The 26,855-nt window shown below is 49.6% G+C and carries 19 protein-coding genes; 12 read left to right on the top strand and 7 right to left on the bottom strand.

Annotation, left to right across the window (positions count from 1 at the left end):
• Positions 1–51: 51 nt before the first annotated feature.
• Entirely contained in the window at positions 52–477 is a 426-nt protein-coding gene (locus tag CRO74_RS29250; RefSeq protein WP_097131584.1) for a helix-turn-helix domain-containing protein, read from the bottom strand.
• Between the two features lie 133 nt (positions 478–610).
• Here CRO74_RS29250 and CRO74_RS29245 point away from each other — a divergent pair, with 133 nt between their 5' ends.
• From CRO74_RS29245 to argB, 8 genes are all read left to right on the top strand, one after another.
• Positions 611–1,300: a ClpP family protease gene (locus tag CRO74_RS29245; RefSeq protein WP_097131499.1), complete on the top strand. Its 690-nt coding sequence runs from the start codon at positions 611–613 to the stop codon at positions 1,298–1,300.
• Positions 1,301–1,621: 321 nt separating this feature from the next.
• Entirely contained in the window at positions 1,622–2,854 is a 1,233-nt protein-coding gene (gene clpX / locus CRO74_RS29240) for an ATP-dependent Clp protease ATP-binding subunit ClpX (protein WP_097131497.1), read from the top strand.
• A 424-nt stretch (positions 2,855–3,278) separates the two neighbouring features.
• Positions 3,279–3,887, top strand: coding sequence for a hypothetical protein (locus CRO74_RS29235; RefSeq protein WP_097131495.1), 609 nt, complete (start codon positions 3,279–3,281; stop codon positions 3,885–3,887).
• 114 nt (positions 3,888–4,001) lie between these two features.
• Entirely contained in the window at positions 4,002–4,628 is a 627-nt protein-coding gene (locus CRO74_RS29230) for a hypothetical protein (RefSeq protein WP_097131493.1), read from the top strand.
• A gap of 19 nt (positions 4,629–4,647) precedes the next feature.
• Positions 4,648–5,367 carry an alpha/beta fold hydrolase gene (locus tag CRO74_RS29225; RefSeq protein ID WP_097131491.1) on the top strand — a complete coding sequence of 240 codons (720 nt, stop codon included), beginning with the start codon at positions 4,648–4,650 and terminating at the stop codon, positions 5,365–5,367.
• Positions 5,368–5,521: 154 nt separating this feature from the next.
• Positions 5,522–6,655, top strand: coding sequence for an aspartate aminotransferase family protein (locus CRO74_RS29220; protein WP_097131489.1), 1,134 nt, complete (start codon positions 5,522–5,524; stop codon positions 6,653–6,655).
• A 72-nt stretch (positions 6,656–6,727) separates the two neighbouring features.
• Positions 6,728–7,690, top strand: coding sequence for an N-acetylornithine carbamoyltransferase (locus CRO74_RS29215; RefSeq protein WP_097131487.1), 963 nt, complete (start codon positions 6,728–6,730; stop codon positions 7,688–7,690).
• Positions 7,683–8,465, top strand: a complete 783-nt coding sequence (gene argB, locus CRO74_RS29210; protein WP_097131485.1) for an acetylglutamate kinase — start codon at positions 7,683–7,685, stop codon at positions 8,463–8,465. Before CRO74_RS29215 ends, argB begins: the two co-directional genes overlap by 8 nt.
• A 56-nt stretch (positions 8,466–8,521) precedes the next feature.
• Here argB and CRO74_RS29205 read toward each other — a convergent pair whose 3' ends face one another.
• The gene (locus CRO74_RS29205) at positions 8,522–9,067 is read right to left on the bottom strand and encodes a C40 family peptidase (protein ID WP_097131483.1); all 546 of its coding nucleotides are present in this window, start codon (positions 9,065–9,067) and stop codon (positions 8,522–8,524) included.
• A gap of 295 nt (positions 9,068–9,362) precedes the next feature.
• Positions 9,363–9,797, bottom strand: coding sequence for a cytochrome B (locus tag CRO74_RS29200; RefSeq protein ID WP_097131481.1), 435 nt, complete (start codon positions 9,795–9,797; stop codon positions 9,363–9,365).
• Between the two features lie 135 nt (positions 9,798–9,932).
• Here CRO74_RS29200 and CRO74_RS29195 point away from each other — a divergent pair, with 135 nt between their 5' ends.
• Positions 9,933–10,235 carry a DUF4286 family protein gene (locus CRO74_RS29195; RefSeq protein WP_097131479.1) on the top strand — a complete coding sequence of 101 codons (303 nt, stop codon included), beginning with the start codon at positions 9,933–9,935 and terminating at the stop codon, positions 10,233–10,235.
• Between the two features lie 65 nt (positions 10,236–10,300).
• Here the strand turns inward: CRO74_RS29195 and CRO74_RS29190 are convergent, their stop codons facing one another.
• Positions 10,301–12,691, bottom strand: a complete 2,391-nt coding sequence (locus tag CRO74_RS29190) for an efflux RND transporter permease subunit (protein WP_097131477.1) — start codon at positions 12,689–12,691, stop codon at positions 10,301–10,303.
• A 376-nt stretch (positions 12,692–13,067) separates the two neighbouring features.
• Here CRO74_RS29190 and CRO74_RS29185 point away from each other — a divergent pair, with 376 nt between their 5' ends.
• Positions 13,068–15,440: a glycosyltransferase family 4 protein gene (locus CRO74_RS29185; protein ID WP_097131476.1), complete on the top strand. Its 2,373-nt coding sequence runs from the start codon at positions 13,068–13,070 to the stop codon at positions 15,438–15,440.
• Positions 15,441–15,576: 136 nt separating this feature from the next.
• A complete protein-coding gene (locus tag CRO74_RS29180) occupies positions 15,577–17,070 on the top strand; it encodes a glycoside hydrolase family 130 protein (protein WP_097131474.1) in 1,494 nt (497 codons plus the stop codon).
• An 82-nt stretch (positions 17,071–17,152) separates the two neighbouring features.
• Here the strand turns inward: CRO74_RS29180 and CRO74_RS29175 are convergent, their stop codons facing one another.
• The 3 genes from CRO74_RS29175 to CRO74_RS29165 form a co-directional block, all read right to left on the bottom strand.
• Positions 17,153–18,013 (bottom strand): BT_3987 domain-containing protein, encoded by an 861-nt coding sequence (locus CRO74_RS29175; RefSeq protein ID WP_097131472.1) that lies wholly within the window; start codon positions 18,011–18,013, stop codon positions 17,153–17,155.
• Positions 18,014–18,079: 66 nt separating this feature from the next.
• A complete protein-coding gene (locus tag CRO74_RS29170) occupies positions 18,080–19,579 on the bottom strand; it encodes a SusD/RagB family nutrient-binding outer membrane lipoprotein (protein ID WP_097131471.1) in 1,500 nt (499 codons plus the stop codon).
• Between the two features lie 24 nt (positions 19,580–19,603).
• A complete protein-coding gene (locus CRO74_RS29165; RefSeq protein ID WP_097131469.1) occupies positions 19,604–22,858 on the bottom strand; it encodes a SusC/RagA family TonB-linked outer membrane protein in 3,255 nt (1,084 codons plus the stop codon).
• Between the two features lie 753 nt (positions 22,859–23,611).
• On the opposite strand from CRO74_RS29165, the gene CRO74_RS29160 reads away from it, so the two are divergent.
• Complete coding sequence (locus CRO74_RS29160) at positions 23,612–26,827, top strand: SusC/RagA family TonB-linked outer membrane protein (protein WP_097131467.1); 3,216 nt, start codon at positions 23,612–23,614, stop codon at positions 26,825–26,827.
• Positions 26,828–26,855: the final 28 nt, after the last annotated feature.

Genomic DNA, 26,855 nt, shown 5'->3' with positions numbered 1-26,855 from the left:
AAGCGCACCTAAAACTAACCGTGCGCTTATCGTAAAGTAAAGGGAAAAAAATCAAAACCCAATCCGCTCGCGCTTCTGCTCAACGCCCATTGAGCGTAGAACTTCCATCGCAATGCGGTCGTCGTATTTGCGTTTCCAGTAGTCGGCTTCCAGACGGAGCTTGTCCAGCTCTAGTTGTTGTTTTTCGACTACCAAACGAAGTGTTTCCAGTTCATGACTGACCAGTTCCTCGGATTTTGTCTCCACAACCTGCGCCGAAATGACATCGTCAGTAAGCAGGGCGAGGGGCGAAATAGCCAAAACGTTGGCAATTTGAGTCAGCCGGGAGAGGGTCAGGTCAGTTTTGCCGCGTTCAATATCGCCATAGGCCGTTGTGGACAGATTCAGTAAATCGGCCATGTTTTCCTGCGATAAACCGCGCTGTAGCCGTTGTAAGCGTATTTTTTCGGCCGGGCCACGATTGGAGATAGTGCTCATATCAAGTAACAACGATAAAATCTAAACCAAAACTGACAGTGTTTTTCGTGATGATAACGCAAATTTGTAACGAAACAATTCTCGAACTTACACCAAGCGTTCTTGGTTTTCAAATCAAGAAGTAAACCCAATTATGAATTACGAAAAAGAATTCCGCAATTTCGCCGTGCATCACATGGGTCTTAACGGCCTGACGGTGGATGGTTACGTGAAACACACGATCCAGAACCATAGCGTTGAAAACATGACCCGTTCGGTCATTGAAGAGCGCCCCATGAACTTCCGCGAAGTGGACGTGTTCTCGCGGCTTATGGCCGACCGCATTATTTTTATGGGTCTGCCCGTTGACGATAACATCGCTAATATCATTGTGGCCCAGTTGCTCTTTCTGGAGTCGGCTGATCCTAAAAAAGATATCCTGATGTACCTGAACAGCCCAGGTGGTTCGGTCTACGCTGGTTTAGGCATTTACGACACCATGCAGTACGTTCGGCCGGATGTGGCTACCGTTTGTACCAGCCTGGCGGCATCGATGGGTGCTGTATTGCTGGCCGGTGGTGCGGCTGGTAAGCGTTCGGCGCTGCCACACGCCCGCGTCATGATTCACCAGCCATCGGGCGGTGCGCAGGGGCAGTCGGTCGATATCGAAATCACCGCTCGCGAAATCGTAAAACTTCGTGAAGAACTATATGAAATCCTGGCGCTTCACTCGGGTAAAAGCGTTCAGGAGATCGAGAAAGATTCGGATCGTGACAAATGGATGCGGGCCGAAGAAGCCAAAGAATATGGCCTGATCGACGAAGTACTGCGCCGGGAGAAGTAATTCTCGGAAAACTTTGCCACCATAATAAAGAACGCGGAAACCAACTGGTTTCCGCGTTCTTTATTATGGTGGCAAAGTTAAAACTCAATACGCCGTTGCTTTTTCGTAGCTAACCAAATGGATGAGAAGATATATGTTGGGTGTTTACCCATCAATTAATAAATTTGTAAACCTTCATCAAATTAAGCTTGACTAAATCGTTTTTTATCGAAATTAGCCTAACAAAGTCTTTTAAAGAACTGTTTAAATATACCATACGTGTAGACGGATCGTCATCTTTATACTCTGTTAACCCCCAGCCATTTTACTCTGCAACCGTTCATGCCACAAATTAGTTGCTCGTTCTGCGGACGACGCAAAAACGAAGTAATGATGCTCCTTTCGGGCATCGATGCACACATCTGTAACTACTGTATTGAACAGGGCCATCAGGTTGTACTGGAAGAAATGCGTCCAAAACGCAGTGAACCCGTTGAATTAAATATCAACCTGATAAAGCCAGTCGACATGAAGCGTCACCTCGACCAGTACGTTGTTGGTCAGGATGAAGCAAAAAAATCAATAACGGTAGCCGTTTACAATCACTACAAGCGGTTGATGCAACCAAAGACAAATGATGATGTAACGATTGAAAAATCGAATATCATCATGGTTGGCGAAACCGGTACGGGCAAAACTTACCTGGCCCGTTCGATTGCCAAAATTCTCGAAGTTCCGTTCTGTATTGCCGATGCTACCGTAATTACGGAGGCTGGCTACGTGGGCGAAGATGTGGAGACAATATTGACGCGCCTGTTGCAGGCCGCCGATTATAACGTGGAGGCCGCCGAACGGGGCATTGTTTATATTGATGAGATCGACAAAATCGCTCGTAAGTCGGATAACCCGAGCATTACCCGCGATGTAAGTGGCGAAGGCGTTCAGCAGGCTTTGCTAAAACTGCTCGAAGGATCGGTGGTTAATGTTCCCCCTCAGGGTGGACGTAAACACCCCGATCAGCGGTTGATTGCGCTCAATACCGAGAACATTCTGTTCATCTGCGGGGGCGCTTTCGATGGCATTGAACGGCACATCACCAAGCGGATCAACACCCGCCCCATTGGCTTCTCCGGCGACCGTCGGTTGAACGATACATTCGAGCGGGGGCATCTGATGCGGTATATCTCCGCCCTTGATTTGAAATCGTTTGGCTTGATTCCTGAGCTTATTGGTCGGCTACCCGTATTGACTCACCTCGAACCGCTCGATCGCGACGCGCTGATGCAGATTTTGACGGAACCGAAAAATGCGATCACCAAGCAATACAACAAACTCTTCCAGATGGAGGGTATTACCCTGCACTGGGACGCCAGCGCCCTGAATTATATTGTTGACCAGGCATTGCAATACGGACTTGGAGCGCGGGGACTGCGCTCTATTTGTGAGTCCATTATTACCGATGCTATGTTCGAAATGCCTTCGCAAACGGGCGTTAGCGAACTGACCGTTAGCCTGGAATATGCACGTGAAAAGTTTGGCAAATCCAGTACTCATCAACTTCGGTCCGTAGCCTGATCCCTATATAATCTGGTTTAAACGAAAGGGTCCGTCTTCATTTTAGAAGACGGACCCTTTCGTTTGAGAAACTATTTTTCAGAAAATTAGCTCTATTAATCTATTAAATATATAGGATAATAATCATATTAATTAGTGATTAGATGTTTCTGAAATGATTTCATTCTGAAAAGGTAACCTGATGAGTTATTCTATTTGTATTCAGATTGTTAGTTGTTCGTTTGGCGCGTAAAGGGAATTGAGTTTAGTGAGCCAAAAAATTTGCTTAATTATTATTACGATTGACCTGTGGAATAAACGCATATGGTCATGTTGTTTTTAAGCTACTATACAAGATCATTTTTTTATTATGTGCGCTAACAAATGAATAGCGTTCTAGTTCATCAGGGAGATAACTCAAACGTTCACTTTTAAACAATACACCATGCGTATGTTTTCCAAACATATTTTCACTGCACTTTTGGGAGCAGCTATTTTCTCTTCATGCAGCCGCCCCGTTGCTTATTTTCAGCCGAGTGCCCGTGAACATTTCGCCACATCAACATCGAAAGCTGCCCCTCTAGCGACTGCAGAACAGGCTACTTCGGCTATTGAAAGCACTACGCCTACTCAGCCCGTAGTCACTCCCGTCGAACAGGTTGCGCAAACAAATGCCGCACTTGATCAGGTCGATGCGTTGGTACGTAACGACAGCAAATTGGGGGCTGACAAAACGGTACAAAAGCGTCTGAACCGCGTGCGCACATTGCTGGCTTCGACATCGGCAACGGCAACGCCCGAAGTAGCCAGTGCGCCCAAAAAGATGAATCTGATGGAGCGGATGATGCTCAAGAAGATGAATAAAAAGATCAGCAAACAGCTGGCACCGGCCAATCCTGATCAAACTATGTCGAGCCGGGGTACGCTGGCCGCTGGAGCCGTGCTGGTTATTATTGGCTTACTGCTTCTGGTGCTAACATCGGGTACGGCGTCAACAATTGGCCTGGTGGCCGTTCTGGTCGGTGCGGTGATTCTGCTGATCGGCTTATTGTAATAGTCCGGAAGCCACATCTAAAATTTCATGTATATCCTAACAAACGAACTCAGGTGAAGTTGTTAGGAGTGTTATGTCAATCATCCATTTTTTTAAACCATCAAAACATACGTTATGAACACGTTGTCTAAACATCTTTTTGCTGCTCTTTTAGGTACTGCTATTTTATCATCCTGCAGTCGGCCAGTGGCTTATTTCCAACCAAGTGCGCGTGAAAGCTTCAAGTTAACCCAGACCGAAACGGCCGTAGCTGTTGCGCCTGTAGAAGCGGCTCAACCAGTATCAGCTGTATCGCCTGTAGAAGTTTCTATGGTAGCACCCGCTACATCGGTTGAAGCGCAGCTTGCACAAACCAAACAGGCTGTCAAAGAGGTGGACGCTTACGTTCGGAATGATAATAAACTGGCTTCGAACAAAAAGCTGACCAAGCGGATGGAGCGGCTAAATGAGATGTTGGCAACGACAAGTGCAAAGGCAACCGTCGCGACGAACACCGCATCGCCTAAAAAAATGTCCCTGATGGAGCGCACGATGCTCAAGAAAATGGACAAAAAGATTAAAAACCACGTTGCGCCCGATCAAACCAAAGCCATGAATAGCAACGTTCGGTTGGGTATCATCATTGGTATTGTCGGTTTACTCCTGCTTATCTTGGGTGGTGGCAGTGTACTTGGTGTGATCGGTGGTATTGGTTTTGTGGTTGGTCTGGTACTGGTGCTACTAGGCATTATCAATTCATAGGTAGTTCTTATTAACTGGAATGAGTCAATCGCCATTATTTTGTCTCATCCATGGCCACGGCGTAGATGCTTCCATTTGGGATGGCATCTACGCCGATTTGGCTTTGGATTATCAGGTTTTAGCCCCTGACTTCTCGCGACTTACCCACCTCACAACCATTGAGGCCTACGCTGATGAATTGTCTGATCGGTTACCGTTGGCCAATGATCAAAAAGTTATTCTGGTGGGTCATTCGATGGGCGGCTACATGGCTCTGGCCTTTGCCGAAAAGTATCCGAATCGTGTACTGGGTTTAATTCTCTATCATTCGACCGCAACTGCCGATGACGACGTCAAACGACAGGCCCGCCAGCAGGTGATTCAGGAATTACAGACGGCAGGAACTTCGCCGTTTATCCATAAACAAATGCCAAAAATGGTTGCCCCGTCCTGTGCACCGGAATTGATTGAAGAACTGGAGCATCGGTTCCTTAATTTACCCGCCGATGCGCTCGTTGCGGGCGTAAAGGCCATTGCCGGCCGACCTGACCGGACCGCTATTTTACGGGATGCGCAGTTTCCTGTTTTGCTCGTCTTGGGCCGGGAGGACCAGCTTATACCGTACGAAAAAACGGCACAGCTAGCCAGCCTATCCGGGCGAATCAAGGTTGCCGCAATTGAGCAGGCCGGACACCTGAGTATGGTTGAGCAACCCACTCAATCGACGGAAATTCTCCGTGCTTTTGTTGCCCAACTTTAACAGATTTGCCTTATCAAGTTTACGAAGGAAGCTAAATCAGCTTCCTTTTCATGTTTTAAGCCCTTTTTAAGTCGATTATCCGTAAACTTGCACCTCATTTCTAGGAAAATAAGGCGCAGCGAAAGTTGCCCAACCTGTTTATATCGTTACGAGAATGGCAGAGCTGTTTAATGTTTATCCGCTATACGACATTGAGCCCGTTAAAGCGCAGGGGAGCTATCTTTGGGATACCCATGGCACCCGTTATCTGGACCTCTACGGTGGTCATGCTGTAATATCCGTTGGGCATACGCACCCGCGCTACGTGCAGGCATTGACCGATCAGCTGAACAAGATTTCATTTTACTCCAACTCGGTCAAAATTCCGCTGCAACAGGAACTGGCGGATAAATTGGGTGCTCTTTCCGATCATCCGGACTACGCATTGTTCCTTTGCAACTCGGGTGCCGAAGCCAACGAAAATGCGCTGAAACTGGCCTCGTTTCATAACGGCCGGACCAAGGTGGTGGCTTTTACTAAATCGTTTCATGGCCGTACGGCCGGAGCCGTAGCCGCTACGGATAATCCCGCTATTGTAGCCCCCATAAATTACAACCAGCACGTTACGTTTCTGCCCTACAACGACGTAGAAGCCGCTCGTACGGGTATAACAACCGACACCTGCGCCGTGATCATTGAGGGGATTCAGGGAGTGGGCGGTATACAGGTCGCTACGGATGAATTTCTTCAGGCACTTCGTCAACGGTGCGACGAAACGGGTACGGTGCTCATTCTGGATGCTGTTCAGTGCGGATATGGCCGGTCGGGGAAGTTTTTTTCGCACCAGTTCAGCGGTATCGAAGCCGATATTATTTCGATGGCGAAAGGCATGGGCAATGGCTTCCCGATTGGTGGTATCCTTATCTCGCCCAAGTTCAAGGCTAGTTACGGTTTGCTCGGAACAACTTTTGGGGGCAATCACCTGGCCTGTACGGCCGCCATTGCCGTGCTGGACATCATGAAAGACGAAGGTCTTATGGAAAATGCCACGCAGATGGGTAACTACCTCATGGACGGTATCCGTCAGGTTGGCGGCTACAAAGAGCTGCGGGGCCGGGGACTGATGATCGGGATCGAGTATGACTATCCGGTCGATGCACTGCGTAAAACACTTTTGTTCGATCACAAACAGTTTACGGGCGTAGCGGGTAAAACGATCATCCGATTGCTCCCGTCGCTGGCTATTGGCGTCGATGAGGCCGACCAGTTTCTGGAAGCCCTTGCTCTGGAAACGAAACAGACAGTTTAGCGTTCGTCAACGATCCAATAATAGACGAGACAGTTCACCAAACTGAATTTATAAATTGCCTAACGAGTACCAATGACCAATTTTCTCTCCCTTGCTGACGTCGCGGATATCGACGCACTCATCCAGTCTGGTCTTGCTGCCAAAGCCAATCCCTTTGCCGACCAGCATCTTGGTAAAAATAAAACCATTGGCCTGATCTTCTTCAATTCCAGTTTACGCACGAGGTTAAGCACACAGAAGGCAGCTCAGAACCTGGGCATGAACGTGATGATGATGAACGTTGGGCAGGATAGCTGGGGACTGGAAATGGAAGAGGGCGTGCTCATGAATGGCGACAAAGCCGAGCACGTTCGGGAAGCAGCGGCTGTAATGGGCCGCTACTGCAACATCATTGGTATTCGGGCCTTTGCCGAGCTGAAAGATCGGGAGAAAGATTACCGCGAACAGGTGATGCACCAGTTTGCGAAGTACGCTAAAGTACCCATCGTCAACCTGGAATCGGCTACGCGCCACCCCCTTCAGTCATTGGCCGATTGTATTACCATTGAAGAGGCTAAACTCGTTACCCGACCAAAGGTAGTACTCACCTGGCTGCCTCACTTTAAGCCATTGCCGCAGGCCGTTGCCAACTCCTTCTGCGAGTGGATGAACGCCCGTGCAAAAGCCGGTCATATCGAGTTTATCGTGACCCATCCCGAAGGGTATGAACTGGCACCCGAATTTGTGGGCGATGCTTACGTGACCCATAACCAGAGCGAAGCCTTCGCCGGTGCTGATTTCATTTACGGGAAAAACTGGTCATCGTATACGCACTACGGACAAGTGCTGACGCAGGACCCATCCTGGGCGGTAACCATGGAAGACTTGCAACTGACGAACAACGGTAAGTTTATGCACTGCCTGCCGGTTCGGCGCAACCTAAAAGTAGCTGATGCTGTGTTGGATGGGCCGCAATCGCTGGTTATCGAGCAGGCGGCCAACCGCGAGTGGTCGGCTCAGGCGGTGTTAAAGGAAATTTTGACGTATAATGGATAAACTTACTGTTATTAAGATTGGGGGAAACGTCATTGATAACCCAGCCGCACTGAAACGATTCCTGACCGCCTTTGCCGGACTACCCACGGCTAAACTGCTTATTCATGGTGGAGGGAAAGTAGCTACGCAGGTTGCAGAAAAACTGGGTATTCAAACCACTATGGTCGAGGGACGTCGCATCACCGATCAGCCCATGCTTGAGGTGGTCACCATGGTCTATGGCGGTCTGGTCAATAAGCAGATTGTTGCACAGCTTCAGTCTCTGGATGTAAACGCCATTGGCATGACGGGCGCTGATGCGGGCACCGTTCTAGCCAGAAAACGACCCGTGAAGGATATTGATTACGGGATGGTGGGTGATATTGAGGAAGTCGATTCGGGACAGATCCAGTTTTTTCTGCGGCAGAACCTGACGCCCGTTTTTGCGCCGATTACGTACAGTACGGCGGGCGATTTGTTAAATACAAATGCCGATACGATGGCCTCCGCCATTGCGGTTGACATGGCTCATCACAACGACGTAACGCTCATCTATTGTTTCGAGAAGAAAGGGGTGTTAAAAGACCCAACGGACGATAACAGTGTGATCAATGAGTTAACCCCGGCGCTTTATGCCGATTACAAGGCCGCTGGTGCTATAAACAAAGGCATGATTCCAAAGCTCGATAATGCATTCAGAGCCCTGGAAAACGGTGTTTCCAAAGTAATTATTTGTCATGCCGACGAAGTAGCCGAAGCGGTGAAGCAGGGAGCTGGCACGACCCTGAAAAAATAAAGCGGCTAATGCCGCTTGTTTATCTGTGTTTATTAAAAGCAGCTTTCGGGCTGCTTTTATTTTTCCGCCAAAAGATGAACAACGCGCCGGATACCCATAAAACGACGCTGGTAATAACCGGCATGTAAGTAGTCGTAACGTACTCCTCCGTTCCAGGCAGAGTGAATAAACTTGATACGGTCGCCTACTACTTCGGTTATCAGGCCAACATGACCAATGCGTTTTGCAGATGCACTATGACCTTTGAAGAGGATTAAATCGCCGGGTTGGGCTGATTCTTTATCGATTGGGGTACCCACATGACCCTGAGCGACACTGGAGTGGGGTAGGGAAAGCCCAAATTTATTGTAACAAAAGCGAGTGAAACCTGAACAGTCAAACCCCCTCGTTGTCGTACCACCTGAACGGTATCGAATGGCAAGATGATCTTTGGCGAAGCTAATTACGTTTTTAACGAGTGGAATCTGATCGTAAAAGTTTTCTTCGGCAGATGTTACGGTGGGTACGTCGGTAAGATCTTGAGTTACAGTGGGTACAGTTTGTGCTTTGAGGATGCCAAAGGAAGCAAAATAAACTACTGCGAGAAGTACTTTTTTCGTCATAATGTTGAGGTTGAGTAGCAATTATATGGTCTAAAAGTAGCAAAAGCTCCACATTATACCTACCCGTTGAGGAGGCTTTTCTACACTCTTTATTTTTTAGACTGTGCCAGACTTTAAAAGTCACTGGTAATAAGATATTTGTACCATATGAAAAATATGCAAAATTTATTTTAATCTATGTTTGTAATAGAGAAAACCGCTTTCTCTCATATGAAAAAAGCGGTTCAGCATTCACAACCCAGTTAAAGGCTGTTCATACTAAACCGCTTTTGAAACGTATAACACTTAATTAGGCTCAGAACCAGCCAGCACCAACGATACGGAACGGCCAGGGGATAGATGCCAGAATGAGTAGCAAACCTACTCCGTAAAAAATGCCGATGAGTCGCTGTTTGGTAACGGCATCGGTTGCCCGTTTTGAGCGGGAATAGCCGATGGTGACGAGCACAATGGCAATGAGCATACCGGCTGTGTGCTCGACGCTGTAAAAGCGATACAGTTTCTCGCTCAACATACTGAAGTTTACTTTCGGGCTGATGAACAACAGCACCAGACCCAGCAGCAATTGTGTGTGGACAGCAATGAGGGTAAATAAATACAGTTTACGATTGCCATCGGTATAACCACTACGTCCCTGCCATTTGCCAATGGCAACGACTACGGCCACCAGGAGTAAAAGAAGAGCTATCCAGCGAAGCCCCGAGTGGGCATGTACTAATCCAGAATACATAACTTGGTTGATTTAACGGGTAAATTGATTTGCTTGACAAATAAACAACCAAATCAGGACTTTTAACCGAAGCGGGTCAACGCTTTCTAACAACACTCAAACCAATTTACCCCAAAAGTCGGTTGTTAGGTTACTATGATACTTTACAATACGACCTATAGCGTGGCCGAAGAAGTAGCCGAAGATTGGCTTCGCTGGATGAAACGCTTCTTTCTGCCAGCCGCCATGGCCACCGAATTACCTATCGGTTACCGAACGCTCCGTCTACTTACCGAACTCGACAACGGGGGCGTAACCTTCTCCATTCAGCTGGATTTTAACACCCGGACCGATTACGAAGCCTACCTTGAACTACATGCCGACACCCTTCGTCAGCGGGTAAAGCACCGCTTCGGCAACCAATTCATCTCCTTCGATACCCTATTGGAAGAAGCTTAGAAAGATGTATGAGGTAGGATGTATGATATAGCTAGTGCACCATTGGTACATGCGCCAGCAATACATCATACATCTCTCTTCTTTCTCCATTTGTCGACGGTCAGAAGGAAGGCGGGGAGGAGGATCAGGTTGGAGGCCATGCCCATCAGTAGGGTGATGGATACCAAAATGCCCAGGGCAACGGTGCCCTGAAAGGTTGATGCGGCAAAGATGGCAAAACCTGCAAACAGAATCATAGCGGTGTAGAACATACTGATACCTGTGTAACGAATCGTTTCCGAAACGGCGCGGTCCAGCGTCATTTTCTGGTTTCGTAACTCGTCCCGGTACTTGGTGATGAAGTAGATCGTACCGTCAGACGAGATGCCGAACGCAATACTGAAGATCAGAATGGTAGACGGCTTCAGGTGTATTCCGCAGAAGCCCATAATACCAGCCGTCACGATCAGGGGGACTACGCTCGGCAGAATGGCAATCAGGCTAAGCCGAACGTCGCGCAGCAGGATGATCAGGATTACGGAAACCAGCAAGATAGCCAGTACTGTGCTTTCTGCCAGGTTTTTGAGAAGGTAATCATTTCCTCGGGTGAAGACAACACTATTGCCGGTAATATGCACGTCGTACTCCTCGTCGGCGGCTACGCGTTTTCCCGTTGCCCGGTCGATGTTGAAGATGGAGTCGGCTTTGGGCTGCAACTCCTTGAGAAGCTGAGTAGTCCGTACGGTGCCCACATCGGGCATCTGGAAGCTCACGCGGGTGTACCGATAGGTACTGTCGAGATAAGCTTTGAACGCCAGCCCTCCGCCAGCGTTTTTGGCTCCTTTCAATTGGGGGGCGTAACTGGCCAGCTGATTCAGTTCGAGCGCGCCGGGCAGGGCGTAGTACTTCGGGTCGCCACCCCGGTAAGCCTGATACAAAAACTTGACCGCTTCGACCAGCGAAAGGGGCCGGGTAAACTCACCGTATTTGTTGAACTCGCGTTCGAGTAACTTTATTTTGGTTAACGTCTGGGGCGTGAGCACCCGACCCGCACGTTTGGTATCGATGCTGACTTCAAAGGGCATCACCCCCTTAAACCGACTCTCAATAAATTTCAGATCGGTATAGATCGGGTCATTCTTGGGCAGATCATCGACAATGAAGCCAATTGGATTGATCTGGAGCGCCCCCACAATGGAGACGGCCGTCAGAATACCGATAAACGTATAAATGGCCGTTCGGCGAGTGCGTACCAACTGGTCTACCCAGTTTAGAAAACCGCTCACCTGCTTACGTTCCAGGTGGCCGCGCTGCTTGGGCGATGGCTTTTTGAGGTAGCTGAAAATAATGGGCGTCAGAATAAGCGACACCACGTAGGTCGTCATGATACCAAAGGCCGATACCAGACCAAACTGAACCAGAAGAGGGCTGCCGGTGAAGTAAAAGACAAAGAAACCAATGCTCGTCGTGATGTTGGCAAAGAAGGTTGTTTCGCCTATTTTCTCGGTCGCGATCAGGAGAGCCTCGTCCTGACTCCGGTTTCGGTTCAGTTCTTCGTGGTAGCGGTTGAGCAGGAAGATGACGTTCGGAACGCCAATCACAATAATCAGTGGGGGAATCAGGCCCGTCAATAGGGTAATATCGTACCCCAACAGGACAATGTAGCCCGTAGCCCAGATCACGCCAACGCCTACCACGGCCAAAGCCGACAGCACAACGGTGAATGAACGGAAAAAATAGAACAGAATCAGGGCCGTAACCAGAAACGCCAGCCCCAGAAACAGAAACATTTCTTTACTGACCTTAGCCGTAAATTCGGTTCGGATGTAGGGCATCCCCGACATGTGCACCGTGCCATCGGAGGGGGAGGCCATTGGACTGACTAACCGATGCTGACGGCCAAATGAATCTGCAACGGCCTCGACCCGCCTGACGAGCGAAATCCGGTTTTTGGTGTTGACAACTTTCTGGTCGAACGTAATGGCCATCAGGTGAGCCCGCCCGCTGCTGTCGGTTACCAGGCCCCGGTAGAAGGGTAGGGCAGCAATGCGGGTTTTCAGGCTATCGAGACCGGATTGGGCCGTGAGTGGCCCCGAAATAAGCGGACGAACGTGGAAGGTATGCGCCGAATCGTCGCGGGTGATGCCTACGAGATTGGCATTCGAAACCACATCTTTAATGCCCTCGATGCGACGGATTTTCTGGCCCAAGGCATACCAGTCATTGAAGAAATTAAGCTGGTACATGCTGTCGGTTTCAATGGCAAGTACCATGACACTGCCATCCTGGCCAAAGCGCGACTTGAAAGCCTCATAACGTTGATAATCGGGGTCGGTGACGGGTAGAATTTTTGCCAGTTCGTATGATAACTTGACCTTTCTGGCCTGATACCCCATGAAAACCGTACCCAGGAGCACGGCCACTAATAAAACAATTCTATTTTTTAAAATAAACGATGCGATACGGTGCCAAATCATACCTGAATGAACGCGAAATAAGTCTGCAAGGTACAGAAAAACGGTGGCGTACGACGAATAACCCCCTTGTTTGACGTATAGAATGTAAGCCGGTCAGGTCATAATGGTATGTTATCAGCACCACATAGACCGCCCAGGTGTACCAGGTATATGCACTACCTGCTTGCTTACTACGAAGTAAATTTGCTTTCGTATGTAGTAACATCAATCCATAAATTATAGGGCGAAATGAAGGTTTAGTTGGATAATAATTCGTCGTTAATAAGGTGATAGCTGTAAGACGGTCAAATCCTTTTGTAAAACCAAACAAAAGAGCCTAAAACTCGATTATAGTAACAGACTTTGTGGTATTTATAAATTCGCTAACAAAACGATCATGACAACTCATACGCACCGCACCGGGAACTCACCTAACCGGCATTCTGAACAACGAGATTTAGACGCATCAGTATGGGGCCACAATCCTAAGAACGTAGCGTTTATTGGTGACTACCTTCCCCGCCAATGTGGCATCGCTACCTTCACTTCCGATCTTTACCAATCATACAATTCGTTTATCCCGGATTCCCGCGCGCTGGTTGTGTCCGTTAATGATGTGCCGGAGGGGTATGACTATCCCTCGGAAGTTCGATACGACTTCTATCAGCACGACCAGCCCGCCTACCGCAAAGCTGCCGAGTTTCTAAATTCCAAAGATGTAGATGTCGTGTGCCTACAACATGAATACGGTATTTACGGTGGTCCGGCAGGAAATTATATCCTGACGTTGCTACGGAATCTTACGATGCCCATCGTGACTACTTTTCATACCATTCTTAAAGACCCCAATGAAGATCAGTTGCTGGTGCTAAAAAGCATCGCCGATCTGTCGTCGCGGGTGGTTTGCATGTCGGAGAAGGGGCGCGATTTCCTGATCAATATCTACGAGATACCGGAGGAGAAGATTGACCTTATTCCGCATGGTATTCCAGATATGCCCTTTGTTGATCCCCATTTCTTTAAAGATAAATTTGGGATGGAAGGCAAGCAAACGTTGCTGACGTTTGGTCTGCTTTCGCCCAATAAGGGCATTGAAAACGTGATACGGGCGTTGCCGCGCATTGTTGAGCAGTATCCGAATGTGGTTTATATGGTGTTGGGGGCTACCCATCCTAACCTGCTGAAGCACGAAGGAGAGGCCTACCGCGACAGCCTGAAAAAACTGGCTAAGGATTGTGGTGTTCGCGATCACATCCGGTTCTACAACCAGTTTGTTGAGCTGGACGGCCTGCTCGAATACCTGGGGGCAGCCGACATATACATTACACCTTACCTGAATCCGGCCCAGATCACATCGGGTACGCTTTCGTACGCCTTTGGCTGTGGCAAAGCCGTTGTTTCGACACCCTACTGGCATGCCGAGGAACTGCTCGCCGACGGCCGGGGTGTTCTGGTTCCCTTTGGCGACTCGGATGCCATTGCCTCCGAAATTATCAATCTCCTGACCGATGAACCCACGCGCCACCAGATGCGTAAAAAAGCGTATATGATGGGCCGTGAGATGATCTGGGAGCGGGCAATCCATGCCTATGCGAGTTCATTTGCCCATGCCCGGCAGGAACGCATGAGTACATTTAACAACCAGGCTTTATACACGATGGGATCCAACAGCAGTGCCGCGTTCAAATTACCGACCCTGCGTCTCGATCATCTGTTTCGCCTGACCGATTCGACCGGGATTGTTCAGCATGCCCGACATCATCTGCCTTTTTACGAAGAAGGCTATTGCACGGATGATAACGCCCGTGCGCTGATTCTGGCGCTAACCATCAATACCGCCGGACTCAGTGACCCGAAACTGGCCAAAGCAGCCGATAATTACTGCGCGTTCATTAACCACGCGTATACCGACGAACACCGCCGTTTTCGGAACTTCATGAGTTATGACCGGCGCTGGCTCGAAGAGTTTGGCTCTGATGACAGTACCGGACGCACCATTTGGGCTCTGGGTACCTGCATTGGGCAATCAGTCGATCGCAACACGGTTACCTGGGCCATGAGCTTGTTCGAAAAAGTATTGCCAACGGTAGTGTCAATGTCGTCGCCCCGCTCGTGGGCCTTCGCGCTACTCGGTATTTATGAGTATCAGAAGAAATTCAACGACGACCGGCTGGCTAAAACCATCGAGCGTCAGTTGCTGGATAAACTGACATTCCGTTATACCGAAACGGCAACGGAAGAATGGCCCTGGTTCGAAAATACACTGTCGTATGATAACGCCGTGCTGGCTCACGTGCTGATCAGGTCCGGGGATTCGCACCTGGTGAATATTGGTCTGAATTCCCTGAAATGGCTGGTTAGTTTGCAAACATCGCCACACGGTCATTTCCAGCCAATTGGCTCCAATGGCTTCTATACCAAAGGGCAACCCCGCGCCTTCTTCGATCAGCAACCACTTGAAGCCCAGAGTACGGTTTCGGCTTGTCTGGCCGCACTTGCGGTCACGGGCGAGGACGAGTGGCATCGGACGGCCATCCGAATATTCAAATGGTTTTCAGGCTTCAACGATCTGGGGCTGCCGTTATACGACCAGCAAACGGGCGGATGCCGCGATGGACTGCATATCGACCGGGTAAACCAGAATCAGGGAGCAGAGTCGACGCTTTCTTACCTGCTTGCCCTGGCTGAACTCTATACTATTCAGAAGCAGCGTCCGGATACAAAAGCCGTCAACGTAAGCATGCCTGTAGCCGCATTAATGAATGGCTAATCTCAGGCCGGAATAATAAGATAGTAATTGATTAAGTTGTACAAGAGTAAGTACCTTATAAAATTGGTTTATGAGGTACCTACTCTTGTGTAGCTTAGTAGCTGCACCTGCCTTATCTACTAACGTTTAAAAACTGATGAGTATAAAAGCCATTCGTACGGGCATCGTTCTCCGGCCAGACCCCACCCGTGTATTGTTTCGCCCTTTCGATTTAGGCAGCACGACCCGAACACTGAAGATTGTGGCCAGGGTAGGCAGTATGACGGATGAAGAGGCATCCCGGAAACTCGATGAGGTGATTCGGGAATTTGGTGGCCGTCATTACAAACTTGAGCGCTTTCTCCTGAATCGCTTTGAACAGATCAAGGCGCACCTGCTCACCGATGAGCCGCTTACGGAAGAGCGCAGGTTGCTGCTGGGAGCTTATTTTACAATGGAATACTCGCTGGAATCGGCGGCATTGTTTAATCCTTCCATGATCTGGCACCCCGATCAGACCAACGTACCACCCGGTTATAAACGGTTCATCCTGAGCTTACGGGCCACTGGAGAAGGCCACGTATCGTCTATTTCGTTTCGGATGGGTTACATTGATGAAGCCGGTAAAATTGTGCTTCGGCAACCGTCCCGTTACGTAACATCGCCCGAAATTGTGCCGAACCACCGGTTCAACCGGGCACAGTTTGAGCGTAAGTTGTATGAACTGCGGCTGGAAAACAGCATTCAGGAAAAAATGATGGTAGGTCTGGGCGACGAGTTTGCGCTGTCCGAACTGGATGCGCAGATCAAGCGCGTACTGGCGCAGTTTCGGTACAATGCCGAATACGAAACGATTGCGAGCGGTTTGCTGGCCCTGGCAAAGTCAAATTACGAAATACACTTCGACGACGACCAGAGTCTCGACGAGCGATGCATCTTCCCGACCTCGCCCAACGAAACAAATGGTATTGAAGACGCCCGTTTTGTTCAGTTTACCGACGACGATGGTGAAATAACGTATTACGCCACTTACACGGCTTACAATGGACGGGTCACGTTTCCGCAATTGCTGGAGACCAAGGACTTTACGCATTTCAGCGTGAGTACGCTCAACGGAGCTGAGGTATCCAATAAAGGAATGGCTTTGTTTCCGCGTAAGATTAATGGTAGATACGCCATGATTTCCCGTCAGGATGGCGAAAATATCTACCTGATGTACTCCGATGATCTATATTTCTGGCAGACAAAAGAGCTTATTCTCAAGCCAACGTTTCACTGGGAATATGTGCAGTTAGGCAACTGTGGATCACCCATCGAGACCGAAGCCGGTTGGCTGGTGCTGAGTCATGGCGTTGGCCCTATGCGCAAATATGCCATTGGGGCATTCCTGCTCGACCTGAACGACCCTTCTAAAGTGATCGGCCGTACCAGCGAACCCATTTTGAGTCCTGATGAAAACGAACGTGAGGGCTACGTACCAAACGTCGTGTATAGTTGTGGTGGTCTCGTCAACAACGGGGAATTGATCATTCCCTACGCTATGGCCGACTACGCCAGCAGCTTCGCCACCGTCAACGTAGCCGAACTTCTGGCCGAACTGACGGGGCAAAACAAGTCGGAGATTGTAGCTGCTGAAGTAGTAGCCGGATGAAAATAGCAGTGTCCCTGTGAAGTCAGGTTCTCAAACCCGACTTTACAAAAAAAGCCCCGTCACGCTCGTGACGGGGCTTTTTTTACTTCAGCGTAATCACTTCACTAATTACCCGGTCGCCACCGGCCCCGGCGTATTTGTAGTTGAGTGTAAACGCGTGGGTGGCCGGGTCGTATTTGTTCACGCCAAACTGAACCGTAGCAGCACTGGCTGTGCCTTTGGGAGTCAGCGTCACCGTGTTGTCTGGGTTAACACCTAACCACATCTGAGCTGCCGTACCCAAATCGGCATATTCCGTCTGAACCGTGGTTGCGTTGATTGTCGATAAGGTTTTATTCTTGTCGATGGTTCGGGTGCCGGCCGTCGGGTGGTTGAACGTACCCACCGACCGATAGTCGCCGTCGTACTGATTCTTGATTTTCAGCACAATGATTTTCGTCCCGAAGTTACTGCTCACGGCCACGTTGTTCGATGCACTGGTAATTTTTACTGGCAGTGCGTATTCGGCATCGTTGTATGCCGTTGGATCCGGTACTTTATCGGCTCCCGAGAAAAAGGAGAGGTTGATCGGTGCCAGTCGGCTACCGGCTTTCACAGTGGCCGTCAGTGACGAAACCTGATACAGTGTTGCGGGCAGGAGTGTGTACGACGTTTCATTTGCCGTATTATACGCGTCCAGCGTGGCCTGGTCGATCGATAGCGTAACCGTTACATCCTGCGTTGGCGGGGTAGGGGATGCAATGTTCACATCGAAGCTGTAATTAGTTGGAGCCGTCTGGATAGGTAAGCCCTGATTGTATTCAATACCGTAGAAGGCCGACGACGGAATTTCGGCAACGGCACCAACGCCTTGAAAATTGGTAAAATTTTCATCGTCCCTCAGGCAACTGGTCATACTTATGGCTAATCCGCCTAGGATGAGGTTATACAAAAGTTTTTTCATGATTGTCGATGGTTTTTTGGGGCAGCTACCAGACTAAAAAGCCGGTAGCTGCCCAAGGTGTATGGTTTATTTCACCCAAAAAATCTTTGATGTAAACTGACTGATATCGCCCTGCGCCCGTACTACGCTGCTGTTGTAGTTGTATTCGCTTTGGGGGTAGAGTAGCCGAACCGGAATCTGCTTTACCGACGTGCTGGGGTCCTGCGAAATAGGTAAATTAGGAACGCCAAGCCGCCGGTAGTCCGACCAGGCTTCGAAGGGTGACCAGCCGTTGAGGGAAGCCCATTTCTGGGTGATAATCGCCTGAATTTTATCCGGCGAAGCGTCCCAGCCTACGTTCGCCGTTGTTTGCGAATAATAGGTTGTTGCATCGGCCGCGGGGAGGCCAACATTTACGAACGATTCGGTGATAGCCTGCTGATAAAGTGTCTTCGGATCGCCCGAAATCCAGCCTCGCTGGGCGGCTTCGGCCTGTGAGAAAAAGGCTTCGTGCGAGGTCATGATATAAGCGGGCTGATTGACATTGTTCAGCAAACCGGGGCCAATGCCCGAGGTCTGGTTGTTGGCCACCGGCGCGATTGTTCCAAAAAAAGTACCGTTAAACGTCGTGCCGGAGCCGCCAACCGGGGCATAATACCGGGCCAGTCGGGGATCGCTGGTCGACTGGTAAAAGTCGATGGCGTACTTGTTGCCCCGGTTGATGTTATAGGCTTCGATCGGCTGGCCGTTTACCTGATAGCCGTAGGTGCCGTAGAACGGGCTTTGCTGACCCGCCGAGTTCGCGTAGCCGGGGTTGACAGCCGCATTTTCGCCACTCTTCAGGAAACCATAACCCGACGCTTTGATCGCTGCCAGTTGCGTCTGTATAAACGCCTGCCGGTCGGATTTTTCCGATTGGCGAAGCAACATCCGTAGTTTCAGCGTGTTGGCAAACCGACGCCATTTGTCAATGTTGCCACCGAACATAATGTCGTTAGTGCCCGGATTAAGCACCGTTCCACCCTGGGCTGCCAGTTTATCCGCATCGCTAAACAGGGTGAGGGCCGCGTCGATCTGTTTGAAGAGGTCTTCATAAACCGCCGTCGCGTTTTCGTAGGCTGGCTGTGCAGACGTCAACCCCTGCAAGGCCTGCGTATAGGGAATGTTGCCGTAGGTATCGACCAGCGTCTGGAAATGGACGGCTTTCATGATCTTCGCCATCCCCTGCACCAGCGGCTGTTTCAGCGTAGCTGCCTGTGTGTCGATGTAATCATAGTTTTTGAGGATGATGTAGCCATTATCCCAGATACCTGCCCCGAAACTGTTCGTGAACTGATAGTTTTTATCGGAGGTGGCAATGGAGTAGTTGCCGCTCCAGTTCCAGTAGCCCATCCAGAGGTTCAGAAAAGTAAAACTGTTGGAGTAATAGGCTCCCGACGAACTCAGAGCAGACGGTAACACCAGCACGGGTGTAGCAACTGTTACCTGGTTGGGGTTGTTATTGATGTCGAGGTAGCCTTTCTGACAACCGGATGCTATGGTCATCAGTACGGCTACTACCCCGATCGAAAGTTTCTTGACGTTCATGATTCGTGTTGATAAGAGTATGACTTAAAACCCAACGCTCAGCCGGAAACCGTACTGGCGGGTTGGAGGTGTCTGGTATTCGTTCGTAACGCCCTGGGCATTGCTGTTGTCCAGCGAGAACTCGGGGTCCGTAAATACGTTTGTTTTCGGACGCAGCATCAGCAGATTACGGCCCGTTAACCCCAGTGTCAGCGACCGGATAAACTTGATATTGCTAAACAACTGAGTGGGGAAGTTATAGCTCAACGCTACTTCGCGAAGCTTCCAGAAGGCCGCACTTGTTACGTAGCTCGATACGGCGTTGTGATAGCCCGAATTGGTCCAGAACTCCAGGTTGCCGTCGCGGGTCGACACGCTCGTGTTGGGCGCATAAGCAGTTGTCCCATCGGGGTTGGTGGTCGCCAGTACGGAGTTTGGGAAAATAAAATTCTGCCGTCCGTTGTAGGTTGTCCGGATACCGGCTCCCGTAAATTCCAGCGCATTGCCCAACTGGTTGTAGATCACGTTGCCGCCCCGGTATTCGACCAGTGCATTCAGCGTCAATCCTTTAAAGGCAAAGGTGTTGTTCAGGCCGAACCGGTATTTAGGCTGCGTGTTGCCCAGGTACTTGAAGTTGGCGTCCAGAATAGGGTAGCCCGTGGCGGGGTTGATAACCGCCTGACCAACAAACTGCCCCGTTGGGTCGTAGTAGGCTGCGTTGGCGTCGGTATTCTGCACGCGGGCAATATCCGTACCGAATAAAGCGGGATACGTATAGTTGACAGCCGCGAACACATTAGATGATTGCGCGCCATTGGCCTGCGTGATGTTGATACGATCCAGACCCGGATAAACAGACGTTACTGTGTTGTTGAGGTAGGTAAAGTTCGTGTTGATGTTCCAGGTGAAGCCGCCCGTGTTCACAATCGGCCGGAGGGTTTTTAACTCCACTTCAAGCCCGTTATTGAGCATGCTACCCGTATTGATCAACGCACTGCCGTAGCCCGTAGCCCGCGAAACCTGAATGGGAACCGTCTGGTTGATGGTTTCCATGGTGTAATACACGATTTCGGCATTGACACGGTCGAACAGCCCGAACTCAACACCCACTTCTTTGTTCGTGGTGAACTCAGGCTTCAGGTTAGGATCATTCTGCTGCGTACTCAGCGAAAAACCGGGCTGACTGCCGTAGGGAAAACCGGCACCTGGGTTGAACACGTTCTGCAACTGATACGGGCCAACACTGATATTACCCGCTCGGGCAATGCCTCCGCGTAGCTTCAGGTAGGTGAGGGCATTGCTGCCCTTCAGCGCCGGGATGGCTTCGGTCAGGATAACCGACGCGTTGACACCAGGGTAAAAGTAAGACCGATTGCCGGGGGCCAGTAACGAGGTGTTATCGTAACGACCCGTGGCGTTGATGAAGGCGAAATTTCTGAACCCGGCGGTGAAATCGTAAAAATAGCCCAGCAACCGGCTTTGGAAGGAGTTTTCGCTGGCCAGAACATTACCCAGACGGTTAGCGATATTGTAAGTGCCAGGAACCACCAGTGAGGTCGCCGTTGTGGAAATATAACGCGAATTATCGACCCGTGCCTGTTGACCCAGAATCAACTTGGTCGTGAAATCGCCGAAGGTAGGGGCTACCGTAATCAGTAGATCGCCTGTAACGCGGGAAGTGGTCCTGCTGTAGTCACTCACATTACCATTTACCTGTTTCAGCGACGAGGCAATGTTGCCGGCTCCCCAGGGGTCACCCAGGGCGTAGCTACTGAACGAAACAGCCGCCAGGTGCGATTTAAACTGCGTGTTAGAAACCTGACCGCTCACCCGATAGGTAACATTGAGCCAGTCCGTAAACTTGTAGCCAATATCTGCCGTACCCTGAATGGAGTATTTATTGGTAACGGCCCGCGAGTTGTCGCCGGTCACCTGCCACCACGGATTTGGATAATAGGCGTTGAAATAGCCGTTTACATCGCCGTAGGGAGAGTTAATATCCTTGATGCGCGGATCATTGAGTGGTGCATGGGCGGGCTGGTTCAGCAGGTTCCAGTATAAAGGGCGTCCCTGACCGAAATCGCCGTTCTCCTGATCCGTATTTTCGTAGGTGAACTGCATTTTGGCATTGGCCGTAAAGCGGTCTATGGTCCGGCCTCCGTTCACGGTGAAGTTCGTACGGCTGTATTTATCGTTGGGAACAATCCCTTTCTGGTCGACGCGTTGCACACTAAGCCCGAAATAATTCTCGGCATCGCCCACCCGGTAGGCCAGATCATGCTGTTGCGTAACACCCGTACTAAAAAACGCCCGGCGCGGGTCTTTCCCCGTCGATGAATAAGGGACTTTTAATGTGTCGATTCGGATGGAGCCATCGGGGTTTATGATCTGCACCCCATAACCCAGCGGCTGTAAAGAGCCATTATACAGAGGGCCAAACTGCTGGTTTTCATACGGAACGTAGAGCCGCTGGCCGTTGGCATCCAGGAACGGAGCCCCTTCGCCACCATTGGAGCCGTATAGGCGCTGAAGATCAGGCATGTACGACACGCTCTCCAACTGCGTATTGTTGGTGTAGGAGATCTGGGGCTTGTTGTTGGTGGTGCCCCGCCGGGTGGTAATGACCAGTACACCGTTGGCCGCGTCGGAACCATACAAAGCTGCGGCACTTGGTCCTTTTAAAATGGAACTGCTTTCGATGTCGTTGGGATTGATGGCCGACAGGAAGCTAACGTCTGTCAGGGCACCGTCAACGACCAGTAAGGCCTGGTTATTTCCCAGAAAGGAACGGTTTCCCCGAATGGTAATGCGCGGATTGGTACCCACTCCATTACTAACGGCATTGATCTGTAAACCGGCCACTTTACCCGTCAGACCATTCGCCAGATTAACGGGGGCAGCCTGGTTGATGAGGGTATTGTTGATCTTGGTGACGGATGTCCCAATTTCCCGCTCGTTACGTCGTATACCGAAGCCCGTAACCACCACTTCATTCAGGGTGGATGCATCGGCGGCCAGCACTACATTAACCGTTGCCCGATTGCCTACCGCTACATCCTGGGGTTTAAATCCAACAAACGAAAATGTTAACGTTGTAGTGGCTCCTGTATTAATCTGGTAAGTACCGTTGGCATCGGTTGTTGTACCACGAGTCGTTCCTTTAACGACTACACTCACACCCGGCAGTGCCGAGCCATCATCTGATGAGGTGACCCGGCCTGTTATAGCTGTTTCTTGTGCCAGGACAGGCATATAGAATAGCAGCAACAAAAACCAGCTTCCTGTTAGAGCTTTTTTCATAAGAGTTGATAATAATAAAGTTAAGAAAAGAAAATGCCACAACTGCGGGGTAAAAGAATCCACAATTTCTTCGAGAAATCTCGAAATACCATAACTTAAAACACTAGCTACTAAGGCTTTAATTTGTCTTTAATGTGAAGAAAAGTGAGGTAAATTTTGTCTGTTATGGTAATATTACTCAGTTAAAAGTTGCAGTATATGCTTATAAAAATGTTGAGTAGTCAAACTATTATATTATAATCAATATAATAAGTGTGTTATTTAGTTTAGAAGCTCAAGATTGACGATATTTTATTCTACGTAAAAAAATTGTTACTGAATTTTGTTAAGCAAAATGTACTCAGTAAAACTATAAAATGACGGTATGGATTTTGTTTAAATTAACCCTAGATCAGTTCTATATTTATAAAATCATGTTTTTGATTCAAAACTATAAGTAATTGATAGGTAAGTACTTATGGGAAAGTTTGATTGTCGATAGAAAAGGGTAGAAATTCTTTTTTGCTATGCCTGAGATAAAATTAAAATAGTGTTAATAGAATTTAATTACTGAGTTTTAATGGAAGCAGAGGTTTTATGTTGATATTTCTTTAATATTTTCATAGATGTAAAATATTGTTCTGCAAAATCCAGTATTGATAGTTTGAGAAACTTGTAGACTAACTGTCCTGAAATATTTGTTTTAACATATTTTTAATAATTTTGAGGGAAAGTGTGGTTTCGATTTTCACTTCTTAACTTAAATTATGTTCTATGCGTAAATTTTTATTAACACAGTTTGTCCTGTGTTTATTCGCGCTTCCATTACTAGCTCAGGATATAGCTATTAGTGGGAAAGTCACCTCGTCGGAAGATGGTTCAGTGCTTCCTGGCGTCAACATTACAGTAAAAGGAACGTCTCGCGGAACCAGCACCAATGCTGAGGGAACGTTTCAGCTTAACGCTCCAGCCAACTCCAGGCTGGTATTTAGTTTTATAGGCTTCACAACACAGGAAATTGCCATTGGCAACCGCACAAACATCAGTGTTAATCTGGCTCCCGATGCCTCTCAGCTTCAGGAGGTCGTTGTTACGGCGCTGGGGATCTCCCGCGATAAAAAGGCGCTGAACTATGCGGTTCAGGACCTGAAAGCCGATAAACTGAATTTCGCCCGTGACCAGAACGTAGGTAACGCGCTGGCGGGTAAAATTGCCGGTGTTCAGGTACTTGGTCAGTCGGGGGCCAAATTTGGTAACCCGAACATCCGTATCCGGGGCGTCAACTCCCTATCCGGTGGTGATCCGCTTTACGTTGTCGATGGTACACCAACAGACATCAGCCAGGTAAACATGGACGATGTGGAGAACCTGACCGTGCTGAAAGGACCTTCAGCAACGGCGTTGTATGGTAACCGTGCTTCGGCGGGCGTTATCGTCATTACAACCAAGCGCGCCAAAGCCGGGGAGACCCGTCTGGACATTAACCATAGTACGACACTCGATATGGTGGCCCTGCTGCCTAAATATCAGAACGAATACGGTGGCGGGTACTCGCAGGCATGGGAAACGTTCCAGTTCGATCCGTCTATTCACCCGGCGGCCTGGTCGTCGTTCAATGGGCAGAAAATTCTGGATTACTCGGCCGATGAAAGCTGGGGACCCCGGTTGGATGGCTCCCCGCACCGGTCGGCGTTTTCGTGGCAGCAAGGACCGGAGTTCGGTCAGTTGACGCCCTTCTCGCCACAGCCCAACAACGTGCGCGACTTCTTTGAAAAGCCAATCAGCAACAACACGAACATCGCTTTTTCGCGGGGAACGGAGGCTTTTCAGAGCCGGATCTCGTACACACACATCATCAACAACGGGATCATTCCAAATTCATCGCAGTCTCGCGACTACATCAGTTCTAAGAACGCGATCAAGTTTGCCGAAAAACTGACGGCAAACCTGAACATCAACTACACATCGACAAACACGAAAAACCAGCCCGCCGACCGATATGGTTCATCGGGAGGAACGGGCGTGAGCAACAACCTTTTTGGCGTGTCGAACTCAACCCTGAACGGATATAACCAAACGATCGGGATGTTCAACCAGTGGTTCCAGCGCCAGCTGCGGATGGAAGATCTGCGGAACTATAAAAATCCAGATGGTACTTTCCGTAGCTGGAACATCGGCGGACCCCTGGAGGCAGCACCAAAGTATTGGGATAGCCCATACACCCAGGCGTATGAAAATACCAACACGAACCGGAGCGACAGGTTATTTGGTGATATTGGGCTGACGTATCAGTTCACACCAGCCCTGAAAGCATCGGCTACGGTACGCCGTGACCAGAACGCCTATTATCAGCAGGGACGGGTAGCCATCGGGACCCTGAATGAAGGTGGAAAGGGCGGGTTTTCTACGCTAAATACCAACAGCCGCGAAAACAACTATGAGTTGTTGGTGAACTATAATGAGAATTTTAAAGACCTGTCTGTTGTGGCTAACGCGGGGGGGAATATTCGCTACAACCGCACCGATGGTCTGTTTCAGGCTACTGTTGGGGGTTTATCGGCACCGGGCTTCTATAACATAGCGGCCTCCATTGACCGGCCACTTGCTAACAACTATTTGTATGAGCGGCAGGTAAACAGTGTGTTTGGAAATGTAAGCGTTGGTTTCCGCGACTTCGTCTTTGTTGAAGCATCCATCCGGAATGACTGGTCGTCGACATTGCCAAAAGCGAATAATGCTTATCTGTATCCATCTGTATCGGCCGGGGTTATCCTGACCGAGTTACTGCCGAAGAGCCAGGTGCTGTCATACGCTAAGGTACGGGCGGGTTATGCCCAGGTTGGTACCGATGTAGATCCCTATCGAACAGCGTTGGCATACTCGGCCGGTCAGCCCTACGGTAACAGCTCAACCGCCTTTCTGCCCGGTACATTGCCCAATGCGAATCTGAAGCCAGGTTTGTCGTCTTCTTATGAAGGTGGTATTGACCTGAAGTTCCTGAACAACCGCATCGGTTTGGAATTTACGGCTTATCAGAATAACAACAATAACCAGATCATTCCGCTGCCGGTAGCCGCTACCAGTGGATACACCAACGCGGTGGTAAATGCCGGCCTGATTCGTACATCGGGTCTGGAATTGCACATCTACGCCAATCCGATCCGGTCGGCAAATGGCTTCAACTGGGAGTTCGACATCAATGCTGACCGTAACCGCTCGCAGGTTATTGAGCTGGCCAGTGGCCTGACCAACTACCAGATCGATGGTCCGCAGTGGCGCACTCTGACGCTGAACGCCCGTACGGGTACCGACGGCTCACCCCGCGACTGGGGTACGCTGGTAGGGCAGGGGATTCAGAAAGATGCCAACGGTCGTCCGATGGTATACGGCAGTGGCGCCAACGCCGGTCTGTACATCAAGCAGGATAACGTTGAACTGGGCTCGGTACTGCCGAAGTTCAAGGGTGGCTGGTTAAACACCTTTAGCTACAAAAACGTGACCCTGCGTGTTAATACCGACTTCGTGGTGGGTGGTAAGTTCTTCTCGACGACCAAGATGTTCAATGCGTACTCGGGTCTGGCTGCGGAAACCGCCGGTTTGAACGAATTAGGTAATCCACTGCGTGATGATCCGGCTTCGGGCGGGGGTGTTTTGCTGGATGGTGTAACGGAAGAGGGTAAGCAGAATACGGTTCGCGTAGATGCACAGAATCTCTACGAAAACTGGTTGTTTGCCCTGAACGAGCGTTGGATCTACGACAAAACGTATGTGAAGCTGCGTGAGGTTGCGTTTGGCTATAACCTGCCCAAGCAACTGCTGGGCAAGTGGCTGAAGTCGGCAAATATTTCGCTGATTGCCCGTAACCCAGTGCTGATCTACAGTGCTATTGGCGGTGGTATCGACATCTCCGAATCAGAAACGATCTGGTATGAAGGTGGTCAGTTGCCCCCGGTTCGCTCGTTCGGTGTGAATGTTAGATTAGGCCTCTAAGTTGATGAGAACAAGGTATGGTTTCTCC

Origin of the sequence: Spirosoma fluviale (assembly GCF_900230225.1) — a bacterium.
GTDB classification, from domain to species: domain Bacteria; phylum Bacteroidota; class Bacteroidia; order Cytophagales; family Spirosomataceae; genus Spirosoma; species Spirosoma fluviale.
The sequence above is the reverse complement of the archived record's forward strand: the minus strand, read 5'-3'. Positions and strand labels throughout refer to the sequence as shown.

What these genes read in the sequence shown, in the direction of transcription:
- CRO74_RS29245 (WP_097131499.1), top strand. Translation starts at nt 611, where the DNA reads ATGAATTACGAAAAAGAATTCCGCAATTTCGCCGTGCATCACATGGGT.
- argB (WP_097131485.1), top strand. Translation starts at nt 7,683, where the DNA reads ATGGATAAACTTACTGTTATTAAGATTGGGGGAAACGTCATTGATAAC.
- CRO74_RS29195 (WP_097131479.1), top strand. Translation starts at nt 9,933, where the DNA reads ATGATACTTTACAATACGACCTATAGCGTGGCCGAAGAAGTAGCCGAA.
- CRO74_RS29165 (WP_097131469.1), bottom strand. Translation starts at nt 22,858, where the DNA reads ATGAAAAAAGCTCTAACAGGAAGCTGGTTTTTGTTGCTGCTATTCTAT.
- CRO74_RS29200 (WP_097131481.1), bottom strand. Translation starts at nt 9,797, where the DNA reads ATGTATTCTGGATTAGTACATGCCCACTCGGGGCTTCGCTGGATAGCT.
- CRO74_RS29250 (WP_097131584.1), bottom strand. Translation starts at nt 477, where the DNA reads ATGAGCACTATCTCCAATCGTGGCCCGGCCGAAAAAATACGCTTACAA.
- CRO74_RS29230 (WP_097131493.1), top strand. Translation starts at nt 4,002, where the DNA reads ATGAACACGTTGTCTAAACATCTTTTTGCTGCTCTTTTAGGTACTGCT.
- CRO74_RS29180 (WP_097131474.1), top strand. Translation starts at nt 15,577, where the DNA reads ATGAGTATAAAAGCCATTCGTACGGGCATCGTTCTCCGGCCAGACCCC.
- CRO74_RS29170 (WP_097131471.1), bottom strand. Translation starts at nt 19,579, where the DNA reads ATGAACGTCAAGAAACTTTCGATCGGGGTAGTAGCCGTACTGATGACC.
- CRO74_RS29185 (WP_097131476.1), top strand. Translation starts at nt 13,068, where the DNA reads ATGACAACTCATACGCACCGCACCGGGAACTCACCTAACCGGCATTCT.
- CRO74_RS29190 (WP_097131477.1), bottom strand. Translation starts at nt 12,691, where the DNA reads ATGATTTGGCACCGTATCGCATCGTTTATTTTAAAAAATAGAATTGTT.
- clpX (WP_097131497.1), top strand. Translation starts at nt 1,622, where the DNA reads ATGCCACAAATTAGTTGCTCGTTCTGCGGACGACGCAAAAACGAAGTA.
- CRO74_RS29225 (WP_097131491.1), top strand. Translation starts at nt 4,648, where the DNA reads ATGAGTCAATCGCCATTATTTTGTCTCATCCATGGCCACGGCGTAGAT.
- CRO74_RS29205 (WP_097131483.1), bottom strand. Translation starts at nt 9,067, where the DNA reads ATGACGAAAAAAGTACTTCTCGCAGTAGTTTATTTTGCTTCCTTTGGC.
- CRO74_RS29220 (WP_097131489.1), top strand. Translation starts at nt 5,522, where the DNA reads ATGGCAGAGCTGTTTAATGTTTATCCGCTATACGACATTGAGCCCGTT.
- CRO74_RS29235 (WP_097131495.1), top strand. Translation starts at nt 3,279, where the DNA reads ATGCGTATGTTTTCCAAACATATTTTCACTGCACTTTTGGGAGCAGCT.
- CRO74_RS29215 (WP_097131487.1), top strand. Translation starts at nt 6,728, where the DNA reads ATGACCAATTTTCTCTCCCTTGCTGACGTCGCGGATATCGACGCACTC.
- CRO74_RS29175 (WP_097131472.1), bottom strand. Translation starts at nt 18,013, where the DNA reads ATGAAAAAACTTTTGTATAACCTCATCCTAGGCGGATTAGCCATAAGT.
- CRO74_RS29160 (WP_097131467.1), top strand. Translation starts at nt 23,612, where the DNA reads ATGCGTAAATTTTTATTAACACAGTTTGTCCTGTGTTTATTCGCGCTT.